This is a genomic window from Streptosporangium sp. NBC_01810 (assembly GCF_035917355.1).
Classification (GTDB): Bacteria; Actinomycetota; Actinomycetes; order Streptosporangiales; family Streptosporangiaceae; genus Streptosporangium.
This window is the reverse complement of record NZ_CP109070.1, coordinates 4,599,983-4,614,854: the sequence shown is the minus strand read 5'-3', so window position 1 is coordinate 4,614,854 and position 14,872 is coordinate 4,599,983. Positions and strand designations below refer to the sequence as shown.

Annotated in this window: 11 protein-coding genes; 8 read left to right on the top strand and 3 right to left on the bottom strand. The window is 71.8% G+C overall.

What is annotated here, in order from left to right; translation table 11 throughout:
- The first annotated feature begins 10 nt into the window (after window positions 1-10).
- Window positions 11-2,338, top strand: coding sequence for an ATP-binding protein (locus OIE13_RS19995; RefSeq protein ID WP_326828538.1), 2,328 nt, complete (start codon window positions 11-13; stop codon window positions 2,336-2,338).
- Here the strand turns inward: OIE13_RS19995 and OIE13_RS19990 are convergent.
- The 3 genes from OIE13_RS19990 to OIE13_RS19980 all read right to left on the bottom strand — a co-directional run bounded on the left by OIE13_RS19990 (window position 2,327) and on the right by OIE13_RS19980 (window position 5,634).
- Window positions 2,327-3,004 (bottom strand): class I SAM-dependent methyltransferase, encoded by a 678-nt coding sequence (locus OIE13_RS19990; RefSeq protein WP_326637629.1) that lies wholly within the window; start codon window positions 3,002-3,004, stop codon window positions 2,327-2,329. The two genes, OIE13_RS19995 and OIE13_RS19990, sit on opposite strands and share 12 nt — an antisense overlap.
- On the bottom strand, window positions 3,001-4,308 hold the full coding sequence (locus OIE13_RS19985) for a DUF6271 family protein (protein WP_326637630.1): 1,308 nt from the start codon (window positions 4,306-4,308) through the stop codon (window positions 3,001-3,003). Before OIE13_RS19985 ends, OIE13_RS19990 begins: the two co-directional genes overlap by 4 nt.
- A 282-nt stretch (window positions 4,309-4,590) precedes the next feature.
- Complete coding sequence (locus tag OIE13_RS19980; RefSeq protein ID WP_326637632.1) at window positions 4,591-5,634, bottom strand: LacI family DNA-binding transcriptional regulator; 1,044 nt, start codon at window positions 5,632-5,634, stop codon at window positions 4,591-4,593.
- A gap of 189 nt (window positions 5,635-5,823) precedes the next feature.
- Between OIE13_RS19980 and OIE13_RS19975 the strand changes: the two genes are divergently transcribed.
- From OIE13_RS19975 to OIE13_RS19945, 7 genes are read left to right on the top strand one after another with little or no spacing between them, the layout of a single operon-like run.
- Window positions 5,824-6,801 (top strand): dihydrodipicolinate synthase family protein, encoded by a 978-nt coding sequence (locus OIE13_RS19975; protein WP_326637633.1) that lies wholly within the window; start codon window positions 5,824-5,826, stop codon window positions 6,799-6,801.
- Window positions 6,798-7,118 carry a (2Fe-2S)-binding protein gene (locus OIE13_RS19970; RefSeq protein ID WP_326637635.1) on the top strand — a complete coding sequence of 107 codons (321 nt, stop codon included), beginning with the start codon at window positions 6,798-6,800 and terminating at the stop codon, window positions 7,116-7,118. Before OIE13_RS19975 ends, OIE13_RS19970 begins: the two co-directional genes overlap by 4 nt.
- Window positions 7,108-8,571, top strand: coding sequence for an FAD/NAD(P)-dependent oxidoreductase (locus tag OIE13_RS19965; RefSeq protein WP_326828537.1), 1,464 nt, complete (start codon window positions 7,108-7,110; stop codon window positions 8,569-8,571). Before OIE13_RS19970 ends, OIE13_RS19965 begins: the two co-directional genes overlap by 11 nt.
- Window positions 8,568-9,788: an NAD(P)/FAD-dependent oxidoreductase gene (locus tag OIE13_RS19960; RefSeq protein ID WP_326637637.1), complete on the top strand. Its 1,221-nt coding sequence runs from the start codon at window positions 8,568-8,570 to the stop codon at window positions 9,786-9,788. The genes OIE13_RS19965 and OIE13_RS19960 overlap by 4 nt, the downstream gene beginning before the upstream one ends.
- Complete coding sequence (locus OIE13_RS19955; protein ID WP_326828536.1) at window positions 9,782-11,080, top strand: amidohydrolase family protein; 1,299 nt, start codon at window positions 9,782-9,784, stop codon at window positions 11,078-11,080. The genes OIE13_RS19960 and OIE13_RS19955 overlap by 7 nt, the downstream gene beginning before the upstream one ends.
- A complete protein-coding gene (locus OIE13_RS19950) occupies window positions 11,077-13,143 on the top strand; it encodes a hydantoinase/oxoprolinase family protein (RefSeq protein WP_326637641.1) in 2,067 nt (688 codons plus the stop codon). The genes OIE13_RS19955 and OIE13_RS19950 overlap by 4 nt, the downstream gene beginning before the upstream one ends.
- The gene (locus tag OIE13_RS19945; protein WP_326828535.1) at window positions 13,140-14,867 is read left to right on the top strand and encodes a hydantoinase B/oxoprolinase family protein; all 1,728 of its coding nucleotides are present in this window, start codon (window positions 13,140-13,142) and stop codon (window positions 14,865-14,867) included. Before OIE13_RS19950 ends, OIE13_RS19945 begins: the two co-directional genes overlap by 4 nt.
- Window positions 14,868-14,872: the final 5 nt, after the last annotated feature.

Sequence of the window (14,872 nt, the reverse complement as noted above, 5' to 3'; positions counted from 1 at the left end):
GGCAGGTGCGATGCCCGAGATGCACGCAGGACGCGACCTCTACGTCGCCGGACGAGACCTGATCATCCATCAGCATCTGGACCAGCCGTTCACCGTCACCGCGGGGCTCTACCAGCTCCCCGCCGACCTCGCGGACTTCACCGGACGCGAAGAGGCGTTGGAGACCCTGCGCTCCTGGCTCGCCGGAGCCGAGGACACGGTGATACTGAGTGCGATCTCGGGCATGGGCGGGGTCGGTAAGACCGCCCTCGCGGTACGGCTGGCGCACCGGCTCCGGGACCTTTTCCCCGACGGCCAGTTGTACGTGAACCTCAGAGGCGCGGAAGCCGAATCCCTCGACCCCTCGGACGTCCTCGCCGGGTTCCTGCGCGCGTTCGGTGTGCAGGGCCCGGCGATCCCGCCGGAGGTGGCCGAACGCGCCGCCTTCTACCGGGGGCTGCTGGACGGCAGGCGGGTGCTCGTCGTTCTCGACAACGCCGCGTCCGCCGCCCAGCTCCGGCCGCTGCTGCCCGGCATGCCCGGCTGCGCGGCACTGATCACGAGCCGCGAGCGCCTTCCCACGCTGGAGGGCGCCCGAGGCTTCGACCTGGACGTGCTGACGCACGAGGCGGCGCTCGAACTGCTGAGGAAGATCGTCGGTCCGGCTCGGGTCGATGCCGAGGCGGAGGCCGCCGAGCGGCTGGTACGGCTCTGCGGCCACCTCCCGCTCGCGGTCCGGATCACCGGGGCCAGACTGGCGGTCCGGCCGCACTGGCGGCTGGCCCGGATGCTCACCCGGCTGGAGGACGAGCACCGCCGCCTCGAAGAGCTGAAAGTTGGTGATCTCAGCGTGCGCGCCTCGTTCTCCCTGAGCTATGCGGCCCTGAGTGCGGAGGAGCAGTCGGCGTTCCGGCTGCTCGGCCTGGTCAGAGCACCCGACTTCGCCCCCTGGGTGCTCGCGGCGGCGCTCGACTCCGACCTGGCGGCCGCGGAGGAGCTCATCGAGCGACTGGCCGATGTCCAGCTCCTGGAGGCGGTCGGCGAGGACGCGGTGGGGCAGCTCCGCTTCCGCTTCCACGACCTGCTGCGCTCGTTCGCCCAGGAACGGCTGCGTGACCACGGCCCTGCGGACGAGGCCATGGAACGTGTTCTGGGCGGGTATCTGGCGCTGTCCAAACGCGCCCTCTACCTGATGTCGCCGAACAGTAAACGAGACGCCCTGGCTCCCCGGGCGAGGCTCTGGCTGCCTCGCGACCTCGACGCCGACGTCCTGGTCGGCCACCGGCCGATGGACTGGTTCGTCACCGAGGAGGCGGGCATCGTCGCCGCCGTCGGGCAGGCCTACGAGCACCGGCTGTGGGACCTGACCTGGGAACTCGCCGATCCGCTGCACTACCATTTCCGGGTGCTCGCCCGCTGGGCCGAATGGGCGGCGACCCACGAGCTGGCGCTGGAGGCGGCGAGGCTGGCGGGCAACCGGCGGGGCGAGGCGTGCATCCTGCGCAACCTCGGGAACGTCTACCGGGACCAGGGCCGCCCGGCCCAGGCCATCGCCTGCTACGAGGCGGGCCTGGCCATCGCGACGGACCTGGACAGCACGCTGCTGAGCGCCTTCATGCTCAACGGGATGGGTGAGGTCTGCCTGGATCGAGGCCGGATGGTCGAGGCGACCGCCTATTTCGAACGGGCACTGCCGGCCTGGGCCGGGATCGACGACCTGACCGGCGTGGCGTACACCCACACCCATCTCGCGATGAGCTACCTCCAGCTGGGGCGGCTCGACGAGGCCATGGCCCAGGCGGAGCGGTCACTGGTCATGCAGCGTGAGTTCCACGACCGCAGTGGGGAGAGCTACGCGCTGACCGCGATCGGGGACGTCCAGCGGGTACGCGGACACGCTGACCTGGCCGCCGGGTTCTACCGGCAGGTGCTGGAGATCGCACGCGAGCAGGGAGCGAAGCTGACCGAATCCGACGCGCTGGTCAGGCTTGGCTGGGCGCACCGCGACCGGGGTGAGATCGACGAGGCCGAGGCGGCGTTCGCGCGGGCGCTGCCGCCGTTCGTCGAGTACGGGCAGCGGCGCGGCGAGGCGGAGGCCACCGCGGGGCTCGGCGCCGTGGCGGCCGACGCGGGCCGCCTCACCGAGGCGGTCACCCGGCTCGACCAGGCGCTGCGGATCGCGGCCGAAGCCGACGACGCGCTGGCGCAGGCCCGGATTCTCACCCTGCTTGGCGACACCCGGGCGGCGGCGGGCGACACCGGGGCCGCCGCCGGGCAGTGGCGGCTGGCCGCCGACCGGTTCCACCAGGTGGGCTCACCCCGCGAGGCGGAGCTCAGGGAGCTGATCTCAGGTCTCTAACAGCACGCTCGCCTGCATGTAGTTCGCGTTGTAGCCGAGATAGCGGAAGCCCAGGTCCCGTTTGGTGAGGAACTCGCGGAACGCCCTCAGCTCTCCGTCCTCGGCCTCAAGGTAATTCCAGTACTCGTCGAACTGGATGACCGTCCCGGGCCCGAGACGTTCGCCGAGCAGTTCGAACGCGGTGCGCGTCGAGGAGTACAGGTCGCAGTCGACGTGGACGAAGCCGATCCGTCCGGCCAGCTCCGGCAGTGCCCTCGGGATCGACTCGTGGAACCAGCCCTCGTGCACCCGGATGTCCGGCAGGTCCAGGTGGGGCCTGGCGAACCGGTAGTCGTGCTTCTTCGCCTCACCTCCCCAGTCCTCGGGCAACCCCTCGAACGAGTCGAATCCGTGCAGCGTCATGGCGAGTCCGGCCCGTGCGGCGATGGCCCTGATCTGCAGGGCGCTCTCCGCGCTGCCGAATCCGAGCTCCACCCAGCACCCCAGCGCCGGGTCGACGGCACGGATGCTGGCCTCCAGCAGGTTGGGCTGGTCGTGGAAGACCGGTACTCCGGCGAACTCCCGAGCCTCGAACTCGGCAGCCCTGACCGCGTTGGCGACCTGCCGCCGGAAGGCGGCCGAGTGCGGCACCTCCTGACCGCTGTTGCGCGGCCTGCCGTCGGTCATCCGAGCCGGTCCTCTCCCACCAGGGCCAGGGCCCGGACCAGACCGGCCGACCGGGACGCGGCGGTGACCAGGCCGGGCCAGTGCTCCAGCAGGAAACAGTAGTCGGCGAACCCGTCCACGATCTCCGCGACATGACGGTCGGCACCGTCGAGCGCGGCCGTGCCGATCGCGTTCAGCCGCGCCGCGACGTCGCCGCGGGTCTCCGCCGCCGCGGCCAGGTGCGTCGCGCCGAACTCCGCCGCGAGGCCGGGGAGCGAAGGAGCCTGTCTGGCGACCGCCTGCCGCGTCGTGGCGCCGAACCGTTTCGCGTCGACCTCTCCCGGCGGGCGCCAGAAGTCCTCGGGACGCGCGGCCACCCGAGCGGCCAGCTCGCTCCAGATCCGCCAGAACAGCAGGTAACGCAGGTCCCGTACCGCGTAGCGGACCGCGGCCGAGAAGTCGGAGCGCCCGCGCCGGGTCTCGTCGTAGCGGTGGTAGACCTTCCGGGAGTGGAACAGCACCGGATATCCGACGGCCAGCAGCAGGTTCCGCTGGATGAAGTCCGATCCGAGCATCTCGGTGAGCGGCATCTCCGGCACCGTACGGAAGATCTCCTTGACGCAGGAGACGCCCATCTCCACGCTTCCAGGCCGGTCGGGGGTGACGAAATCGGAGTCGTAGCCGCGGGCCGGCTCGTCGACCAGGTACTCGCGGAGCAGCTCGTCGATCTCCCGATCGCTCAGGCCGGGTTTGACCTGGCGCTCGATACGGCGCATGAACTCCGGTCCGGCCGACAGCAGGTCGCGCCGGTCCAGCGGCGGATCTCCCACGTAGGTGCTGGCGACGAAATACACCCCCTGTCCGGCCAGCGCGCGCAGTTCCAGCTCTCCGGGAAACGCGAGGACCTCCCCGCGCGGCATCGGGCGCGTGTCGGAGTCCCGGCGCAGCAGTACCTGGGCGTCGAGTGCCACCGCGACCAACGCCGCGATGTTCGGCCCCGCCCCGTACGAGACCCCCTCCGGGATCAGGAGCCTTTCCAGCCGATCCCGATCCGCCGGTTCATCGGCCGCCGCTTCCACCAGCGCCCGTACGTAGGCTCGCCGCCCCTCCGGTATCAGATGGAAGGCCCGCGCGGACCGCTCGACGCTGAGCCGCCCGAGCAACTCGGCATGTTCGGGGATCCAGTCGGCCGGAAACGACTCGACGAGCAGGAAGGGGATCTCCTCCCCGTACTCGCGGGCGAGGAACAGGCTCTCGTCCAGATACGAGACGATGGCCTCGGGACAGCGCCGGTGCGTGGGAACGTAGAGCAACCGTTTTGGCATGCCACAGCCTCACTGGGAAACCCGCGATCAGCGCACCCCCGAACTGTAAAACGACCCGGCCCTCCTGTCCACGCCGTCCACCTCGGTGCCGGCGAGGGCCGCGCTCAATCCGCGCCGTACTCCTGCTGAGCACCTCCCGGAGGGCTCGTGGCACCGGGCGCGGGTCCTGACGGTGACGGCCCTGTCGCCTGTCCGGCGTGAGCGCCACCCACCGGACGCCACCCACCGGACGCCACCCACCGGACGCTACCCACCGGACGCCACCCACCGGACGCAGGACGTTCACCGCGTGGTCGTGGCAGGCTTCGCGCAGGAGGAGCGCAGGACGAGCTGGGCGCCCACCCGGTAGGCCCGGCCTGCCCGGCCCCTCTGGGCCGGGGCCGTCGACCGGTCGGTCCGTTCGATCTGCTGGAGCAGGAGGTTCATGGCGAGATCCCCGAGCTCGTGGGCCCCGTTGTCGACGACGGTGATGGGAGGCTGCCACCAGCGCAGCCAGGGGATGTCCTCGTAGCAGATCAGCGAGAGCTGCTCGGGAATGACGATGCCCGCACCGACGAGTGTGGGCAGCATGCCGAACACGGCCTCGTGGTTCGCGGCGAACAGCGCCGTCATCTCCGGGTTGCGGCGCAGCAGCCGCTCCGTCGCCTCGGCGCCGAAGGCGGAGTCGAACGGTCCGCGTTCGACGAGTGACTCGTCGACCTGACGGCCGCGTTCCCTCAGTGCCTGCTCGTAGCCGGCGAACCGCTCCAGTCCGGAGTTGGCGCTCAGCAGGCCGCCGATGAAGCCGATCCGCTCGTGACCCAGGTCGAGCAGGTGTGAGGTGGCCGCGTGGGCGCCCTCGCGGTCGGAGGCGAGCACCGACGGCGCGGCGCTCTCGGTGGCGGCGCGGATGACGTTGACGACCCCGATGCCCTCGGCGAGCAGCGCGTTGGCCATGGCCGTGTTCCTGCCCGTGCCTATCATGATCAGCCCGTCCACCCCGTGCGCGGCGAGGGTCCTGAGGAAGGACTCCTCCCGCCGCGGGTCCGCGTCGGTGATGCAGAGCATCACCTGGTATCCCTCGGCCGCGGCGCGACGCTGCACGACCTCGGCGATGGTGTGGAAGGACGCGTTGATGAGGTTGTTCAGCACCAGTCCCACGACATGGGACTGCTTGGAACGCAGTGCGCTGGCCGCGCGGTTGGGGCGGTAGCCCATCCGGTCCGCGACCTCCTTCACCGCCACCCGGGTCTCCGGGGCGATCAGCGGTGAGCCGCTCAGTGCGCGGGAGGCCGTGCTGCGTGACACCCCGGCTGCGGCGGCGACGTCCTTCAGCGTGATCGCCATTGTCCTTCTTCCTGGGATCGATCCCATCCGGGGGGAAATTTTGCCACAAGATCGCGAACACTTGGTGCGGTGCTGGGAAATTTAGCCAGGTTAAAAACACATTTCGGCCTTGACCTGAATCTCCTGAGTACTGCAACCTAATGCAAGCGATCCCAAAAAATGACTACAACATTGATCCCCGGGGGTTCCATGGACCGCGACGACGTCACCTGGCACGGCTACTGGCCGGCCGCGCCCACCCCTTTCACCAGCGAAGGCGGGCTGGACGAGGACGCGTGGCGTGCGCTGCTCCGGCTCTACGCCGCCCAGGGCGTGCACGGAGTCCTGGTCAACGGGAGCACCGGTGAGTGGTTCAGCCAGAGCGCGGCCGAGCGCCGCCGGGTCGCCGAGATCGCGGTGTCCGAGCTCTCCGGCAGGGTCCCGGTGGTCGTCGGCGTCACGGCCTACACCGCCGCAGAGGCGATCGAGTTCGCGCGGCACGCCGCCGAGGCGGGCGCGGACGGCGTGCTCGCCACGCCCCCGCCGTACGCGCACCCGGGGCCTCGGGACATCCTCGCCTTCTACCGGCAGGTCAGCTCCGCGACGGAGCTGCCGTTCATGGTCTACAACTGGCCGCGCGGGGTGGCCGTCGACATCTCCGCCCACCCCGGGCTGATGTCGAGACTGGCAGACCTGGACAACGTGGTGGCCATCAAGGACAGCACCGGTGACTGGCTGCGGATGCTCGGCACGGTTGAGGAGGTCGGCGACCGGGTCCGGGTGTTCGGCAGCTTCCTGCACCGGCGGGGCCTCGCCGTCCTGCTGGAACTGGGCGGGGACGGGAACATCGACGGTGGCGGCATGGGTGCCCCGTTCGCCGTCCCCTACTACGAGGCGGTCGCGGCAAAAGATCGCCAGGCGGCGCGCGGCTGGGTCGACCGGTACGCGGGGCTCTCCTCCCGGCTGATCAACCCCGACTACAGCGGCGTGTACGGCACGCCCATCGCCCAGCTCAAGGCAGCCATGGCGATGCTCGGCCAGCCGGGCGGGCACGTCCGCCCGCCGCTCCTGCCGATCACGGACCCGGAGAGGCTTGACGCGATCGGCGCCGTGCTGAAGGAGTCCGGCCTGGTCGAAGCCCTTTCCGGGGACAACGCGGACACCGTCTCGGGGCGGGCCGGGCGATGACAACGGCGCAGGGCCGCACCGGCCGGCGTGCCGGGCCGGGCCGGGCTCCGCAAACGGAGATCGTCGTCGACGGCGACTCCGTGCAGGCCGTCGACGGCATCAGCCTCGCCGCGGTTCTCGTCGGCGAGCGGCGGTGGAGCCTGCGGCGCAATCCGGTGGGCGGCGACCTTCGCGGCCCGTTCTGCGGGATGGGCGTGTGCTTCGAGTGCGAGGTGACCGTGGACGGTCGTCCGGGGGTCCGCGCCTGCATCACCAAGATCTATGCCGGCATGCGGGTCGAGACGGCCACAGAGGGGGAGGCTCCGCATGACCGCTGAGCACAGCGCGGCCACGTACGGCGAGGTCGTCGAACGGGATGTCGTGATCGTCGGCGGCGGTCCCGCGGGGCTCAGCGCCGCGGCCCGGCTTGCCTCCGCCGGTCTGGCCGTGACGATCCTCGACGAGCAGCCGGAACTGGGCGGGCAGTACTACCGGCGGCCCGCGCCTGCGGTGGCGAGGCAGTGGGGCGACCACCGGCCCGAGGGCGGCCGGCTGATCGCCCAGGTGCGCGCGGCCGGCGCCGAGTGCCGCACCGGCCATCTGGTCTGGGGCGTGGAGGACGACGGGCGCACGCTGCTCGCCTCCGACGACGCCGAGCATCCGGTGCGGTTGCGCGCCCGCTACCTCGTGCTGGCGACCGGCGCCTTCGAGCGGGTGTTTCCCTTCCCCGGCTGGCAGCTTCCCGGAGTGACCACCCCGGGCTTCGCCCAGCACCTGGCCGCGAGCGACCACACCACCGTCGGAGACCGGGTGGTCCTGGCCGGTTCAGGGCCGTTCCTGCTGCCGGTCGCCTGCTCGCTGATCGAACTCGGCGTGAGCGTGGCGGGAATCGCCGAGGCGGGCAGGCCGTACCGGCCGAGCCTGCGGGCGCTGGGCACGCTCGGCCACCCCGCGCGACTGCGCGAGCTGGCCTCCTACGCCGCGCGGCTGGCCCGCGCCCGGGTGCCGATCTGGCAGGAGACCGTCGTGCTCCGCGCCGACGGCCGCGACCGGGTCTCCTCGGTGACCCTCGCCGCCGCGGCCAGGCCCGCGCGTCCGGTCCGTACCGTCGAGGTGGACGCGCTCTGCGTCGGGTACGGCTTCCGTCCCCAGACCGACCTGGCCCGCATGCTGGGCTGCCAGGTACGGGTCGACGTGGCGAGCGGGGACGCGGTGCCGGTGACCGGCGCGGCGGGACGCGCCTCCCGGGCCGATGTGTACGTGGTGGGCGAGGCGGCGGGAATCGGCGGGGTGCACGCGGCGAAGGCCAGAGGGCTCGCCGCCGCGCACGACATCCTGACCCGTGAGGGCCGCTCGGCCGTACCGGTGTCCGAGGCCCGGCGGATGATGTCGGCCAGACGCCGTTTGGCACGTTTCACCGCACTGACCGACTCCCTCTACCCCGGCCCGGCGGCGCTGCTCGCCACGCTGGCGCCCGCGCTGCCCGCCGACACCGTGGTCTGCCGGTGTGAGGCGGTCCGCGCGGAGGAGATCCGCACCACCGCCGCGGGAAGCGCCGACTGCGACCTCAACGCGACCAAAGCCTGGACCCGCGCGGGAATGGGCCCCTGCCAGGGCCGGGAGTGCGGGTTCGCGGTCGCCGGACTGGTCCGGTCCGTCATGCCCGGCCGGGGCGTGGGCGACGGCGAGTCCCGGGTGGAGATCTTCCCCTCCCGGCTGCCGGTGCGCCCCGTCCCCCTCGCCACGCTGCTGGAGCTGGCCGGACCGGAATCGCAGAAAGGCGACGCATGAGCACGCGGACCGCGGACGCGGTGATCGTGGGAGCCGGGGTGCTCGGCGCCTCGGTGGCCAGCCACCTGGCCCGCAGCGGCCATCGGGTGCTCGTACTCGAACGCGGCGCCCCCGGCAGGGAGGGCTCCGGCACCACCGCCGGCAACCTGCACATGCAGGCCGTGCACACCAAGCGCCCCGGTCAGGCGGTGCCGCTGGACAGCGCGCGGTTCCTGCCGCTGCAGCGCGCCGCGAGCGACCGGTGGGAGACGCTGGAGGAGGAGCTGGAAACCTCGGTGGAGGTCCGCCGCACCGGTGGCTTCACCATCGCCGAGACCGAGGAGCAGTACCAGGAGCTGCGCGACAAGCACGGCTGGGAGGCCGCCGCCGGGATCCACACCGAGATCCTCGACGGGGACGCCGCGCGGGCCGCGCTGCCCCTGCTCGGACCGACGGTGGCCGCCGCCACCTGGTGTGACCTGGACGGCTACGCCAACCCGCTGAAGGTCACCCCCGCCTACCTGGACTCGGCGACCAGGCACGGCGGCCGGACCGTGGCGTTCGCGCCGGTCCGGCGGATCACCCGCAACGGCGACGGCTGGCGGGTGGTCGCCGGGCGCGGCGCCGCCGAGCGGGTGGTGGACACCCCCGTGGTGGTCGACGTCGCGGGGCCCTGGCTGGGGGAGATCGCGGCCATGGCCGGGATCACGCTGCGGATGACACCGGTGGCGATCCAGATGCACGCCACCGTGCGCTCGTCGGCCACCATGTCCCACCTGGTCCAGCACATCGGCGAGGGACTGTCGGTGAAGCAGGTCACCGCGGGCAACCTGCTGATCGGCGGCGGCTGGCCGGCCCTGAGCATGGACCTGGCCGGCCGGAGCGACGCCAGCCTGGACAGCCTGGTGGGCAACGTCGCGCTGGCGGTCCGGGTGCTGCCGTTCATCCGGGACCTGCGGCTGCTGCGGATGTGGGCCGGGCCGCTCGCGGCCACGCCCGACGAGATGCCGGTGATCGGCGAGGTGCCCGGCGCCCCCGGGTTCTACGTGGCCGGAGGCACCTACGCCTTCACCTTCGCCCCGCTGTGGGGGGAGACGCTGCGCTGCCTGATCGAGGGGAAGCCGCCGCCGGTCGACGTCTCCGACCTCGGCCCCGGCCGGCTGATGGAGCAGTGGAGCCAGGAAGACAACGGCCCCGAACAGGAAAACCACCAGGACAGAAGGAGCAAGCGGTGCTGACATCACCTCGGCTGCGGCCCACGTCGGAGCCCGAGACCCTCTGGCTGACCGGTGGGCACGTCGTGGACGTCCGATCAGGACGGATCCGCAGGAACGTCAACGTGCTCGTCGCGGCCGGCCGGATCGAGAAGATCACGGCGGACGCCCCGCCCCCGGGAGCTCGGATCGTCGAGCTGGGCGGCAGGTACCTGATGCCCGGCCTGATCTCGGTGCACACCCACCTGTCGGTGCTCTACCCCTTCTCCGCCACCGACGAGTCGGAGAACCCCGGGCTGACCGCGCTGCGCGCGCTGTCCCGGGCGCAGGACGCCCTGGTCGCGGGGGTCACCACGATCCGCTGCGTGCACGAGCAGAACCGCGCCGACCTGCTGGTGCGCACCGCCGCGGACCAGGGCTGGGTGGCCGCGCCACGGATCGTCGGAGCGGGCCGGGCCATCTCCACCACCGGCGGCCACGGCAAGGGCGCCGACTGCTCCTACGCCGACGGGCACGACGGCTTCCTGCGCGCGGCCAGGCAGGAGCTGGACGCGGGCGCCGACCTGCTCAAGATCTTCATCACCGGCGGCATCGCCCACCAGGGAGAGTCGTTCACCGGCGCGCAGATGACCGCAGAGGAGATGCGGGCCGTGGTCCGCGCCGCCGAGGAGCACGGCAGTTACGTGACCGCGCACGCCGGCGCCGGCTCGGCGATCCGCGAGGCGCTCGCCGCCGGAGTCCGCGGCTACGAGCACGCCTACGACCTGGACGACGACACGGCCAGGCAGATGGCGGACCGGAGGGTGTTCCTCACCCCGACCCTGTGCGTCACCCGCTGCCCCGACTGGATGGCCGAGCACAGCTTCACGCCCTGGCAGATCGAGCGGGCGGTGGAGGTCGGCCCCGGCCACCTGGCCAGCATCCGGCGGGCGGTCGCGGCCGGCATCGCCGACCCGGACGACCCCGGCGCGCCGGGCATCACCATGCTCGCCGGCACCGACTACCCGCCGGGCGAGCCCATCGAGGACACCGTCGTGGCGGTCCGCGAGATGGAGTTCCTCACCGACGCGGGCCTCAGCCCCATCCAGGCGGTACGGGCCGGCACCTCCGAGGCCGCGCGCCTGGTCGGGCTGGCCGGCCAGGCCGGTGCCGTCGAGGAGGGCTACCTCGCCGACCTGATCGTCACCGAGCGCGACCCGCTGAGCGACGTCTCCGCGCTGCGCCGGATCCCCTTCGTCATGCAGGCCGGCCGGATCGTCCGCGACGACCTGCCGGTCGTCCCCGCCCCGCAGCAGGTCCCTGGAGGTGCCCTGTGAATTCCCCCGACACTCCGGCCGGACGTACCCGGTTCGCCGTGGACATCGGCGGCACGTTCGTCGACGCGATCGCCTACGACGAGGAGACCGGGCAGATCCGGCTGCACAAGGCCTCGACCACCCCCGGTGCCCCCGAGCAGGGCGTCCTGGACGCGGTGGGCGGTCTCGCCACCCGGCTGGACGGGGTGGAGGCGTTCGTGCACGGCACCACGCTCGGCCTGAACGCGATCCTGCAGCGCCGCGGCGCGAACCTCGGCATCATCACCAACGAGGGCTTCAGGGACCTGCTGGAGATCGCCCGCGCCAACGTCCCCGGCCAGCACATGTACGACTTCTCCTACGCCCCGCCGCCGCCGTTGGTGCCGCGCCGCCGGCGGATCGGCGTACCCTGCCGGATCGACGCGCAGGGCGACGTGCTGCAGGACCTGGACGAGGACGCCGTGCGCGAGGCCGGCCGGATCCTGGTCGAGGAGCAGGGACTGGCCTCACTGGCCATCTGCTTCCTGCACTCCTACGCCAACCCCGAGCACGAGCGGCGGGCCGCGCGCATCCTGCGCGAGCTCTACCCGGACGTGTCGATCTCGGTCTCCACCGACATCACCCGCGAGTACCGCGAGTACGAGCGGACCAGCACCGTCACCCTGGACGCCTACATCAGGCCGGTGCTGAGCGACTACATCGGCACCCTGGAGGCCAGGCTGACCGAGGCGGGGCTCACCCACCCGCTGCACATCATGCGCTCGGGCGGCGGCGCGATGACCGCGGAACTGGCCCGCCGCGCCCCGCTGATGACCGTGCTGTCCGGCCCCGCCGGGGGAGTGGTGGGCGCCTCCTTCCTGGCCCGCGAGCAGCGGCTGCCCAAGTTGATCTCCTTCGACGTCGGCGGCACCAGCGTGGACTGCTGCGTCATCGAGGACGGCGAGCCCGGCGAGGTGCACGAGGCGGGCATCGACGGCTTCCCGCTGCTCATCCCGATCTTCGACATCCGTACCGTGGGCGCGGGCGGCGGCTCGATCGCCTGGATCGACGAGGGGCTGCTCAAGGTCGGTCCGCACAGCGCCGGTGCCGTGCCGGGGCCGGTGGCGTACGGCGCGGGCGGCACCGAGCCGACCGTCACCGACGCCGCGCTGGTGCTCGGCTACCTGGACCCCGCCGCGTTCCTCGGCGGCGACATGTCCATCGACGCGGACGCGGCCCGCGCCGCGATCGAGGCCAAGCTGGCCGTTCCCCTCGGGGTGAGCGTGAACCAGGCCGCCGCGAGCGTCCTCCGGGTGCTGCTGGCCCGCATGGTCGGCGCGCTGCGTGAGATCACCGTGGAGCGGGCGCTGGATCCGCGCGAGTTCGCGCTGCTGGCCATCGGCGGCGCCGGACCGCTGCTCGGCCCGATGCTCGCCAGGGAGATGGGCATCGCCACCACGATCGTCCCGCAGGTGCCCGCCGCGTTCTCCGCCTTCGGCATGCTGATGTCCGACCTGGAGTACGAGTTCGCCGCCACCGTGCTGCGCTCCCTCGGCGACGACAGCCTGGCCGCCCTGGAGAGCGAGTTCGCCGACCTGGAGGCGCAGGGCGACGAGGTGCTGTCCGCGCAGGGCATCAAGCCGGAGGACCGCACCCTGATCCGCAGGCTGGACATCCGCTACCACGGCCAGGAGCACAGCCTCGGCATCGACCTGCAGCCCGGCGACACCGCAGCCACCGTGCTGGCCCGTTTCAACGCCCAGCACGAGGCGCGCTACGGCCACGCGATGGCCGACACCGGGCAGATCCTCACCCTGCGGGTGCGGGCGGTGGGACGGCTGGCCAAGCCGGCGCTGCGCGAGCCGGCGCCCGCCGGGCCCGGCGCCCCCGCGGCGGTCGGCGAACGGCCCGCCTTCGACGTCGCGGACGGCGAGATCGCCGTGTTCCCGGTCTACGACCGGACCACCCTGGCGCCCGGTCACGAGGTGAGCGGCCCGGCGATCGTCGAGGAGGGCACCTCGACGACGGTGATCTTCGGTGATCAGCGGCTCACCGTCGACACCTATGGACAGCTGCTGGTGACCGGTACCGGAGGAACCCTGTGAACAGCCCTGAGCGTCTGGACGGCGCGACCGTCGAGGTGATCCGCAACTACCTGGTCTCGGTGGGCGAGCAGATGCGCCGCACCCTGGTGCGGGCGGCCTTCAACCCGGTGATCTACGAGGTGCTCGACTTCGGTATCTCGATCTACAACGCCGACCTGGAGCTGACCGCCGAGGCCGCGGGGATCACCTCGTTCCTCGGTGCCAACGACCACGCCATCGTCAAGGGCGTGGAGTACGTCGGCCGGGAGAACTTCGCACCGGGCGACGTCTACCTGCTGAACTACCCGTACTGGAGCGGCGCGCACTCCTACGACGCGATGCTCTTCGCGCCGGTCTTCCGTGACGGGCACGAGGGTCCCGCGGCCTACCTCGCGGTGCGCGCGCACTGGATGGACCTCGGCGCCAAGTCCCCCGGCTACGTCCTGGACTCCACGGACATGCACCAGGAAGGTCTCATCTTCCCCGGCACCAAGATCGTGAGTCGTGGCGAGGTGGTCCGCGACATCGTCGAGCTCATCCGGTTCAACTCCCGGCTGCCCGACCTGACCATCGGCGACTTCCACGCCCAGCTCGCCGCCCTGCGTACCGGCGAGAACCGGCTGGCGCAGGTCTGGGAGAAGTTCGGCGGTGCGACCGTCGACCAGGCCATCAGGCAGGTCATCGAGCACGGCGAGCGGGTCGCCAGAAAGGCCCTGGCCGCGCTGCCCAACGGCACCTGGACTGCCTTCGACTACTGCGACGACGACGGCATCACCGAGGACCTGATCCGGATGGAGGTCAAGGTCACCATCGACGGCGACCGGATGGAGGTCGACTTCAACGGCTCCGACGGCGCGGTGGTGGGCCCGGTCAACCTGCCGATCGGCTCCACCGAGAGCCTGGGCAAGGCCATCTTCAAGGAACTGACCACGCCCAGGGAGCCCTCCAACGCCGGGCACTACCGGGCGCTGGAGGTCAAGGCCGATCCCGGCAACTTCTTCCACGCCGTCTACCCGGCCGCGACCTTCACCCAGTGGAGCGCCATCGTCGCGTTCGAGCTGATCCACAAGGCGCTGGCCCAGGTGATGGACTCGATCCCGGCCTCCTCCGGCGGTGACGAGCCGGGCTTCATGGCGCTCGGCCACGACCCGCGCACCGGCGCGGACTTCGTGATCAGCAACAACGAGGGCATCGGCTGGGGCGCGCGCAAGGACCGTGACGGCGCGAACGCCCAGCAGCACCCCTCCCAGAGCGTCGTCCGCAACACCCCGGTCGAGGTGCTGGAGCACAAGTCCACCGTGTTCCACGAGCGGCTGGAGCTGATTCCCGACTCCGGCGGCGCCGGCCGGTTCCGTGGCGGCGTCGGCGTGCTCAGGCAGGTCCGCTACCTCGCCGACGGCGAGGTGCTCTCGATGAAGAAGAAGAGCAAGACCCGGCCCTGGGCGCTGGACGGCGGCCAGGAGCCCGAGCCCAGCGAGATGGTGCTGTGGCCGGAAACCGACCAGGCCAAGCGGGTCGGCATGTACCGGGCCGCGATGAAGGCCGGCGACCGGTTCGTGAACCGGACCGCCGGAGGCGGCGGCTACGGCGACCCCCTCGACCGCGACCCGGCCGCGGTGGTGGCCGATGTGCTCGACGGCTACGTCAGCGCCGAGGCCGCGGAGCAGTCCTATGGCGTGATCGTGGACGGCGACGGCTGGCGGCCCACGCCGGCCAGGGCCGCCCGAATCAAGAGTGAAGGGTAGACGAC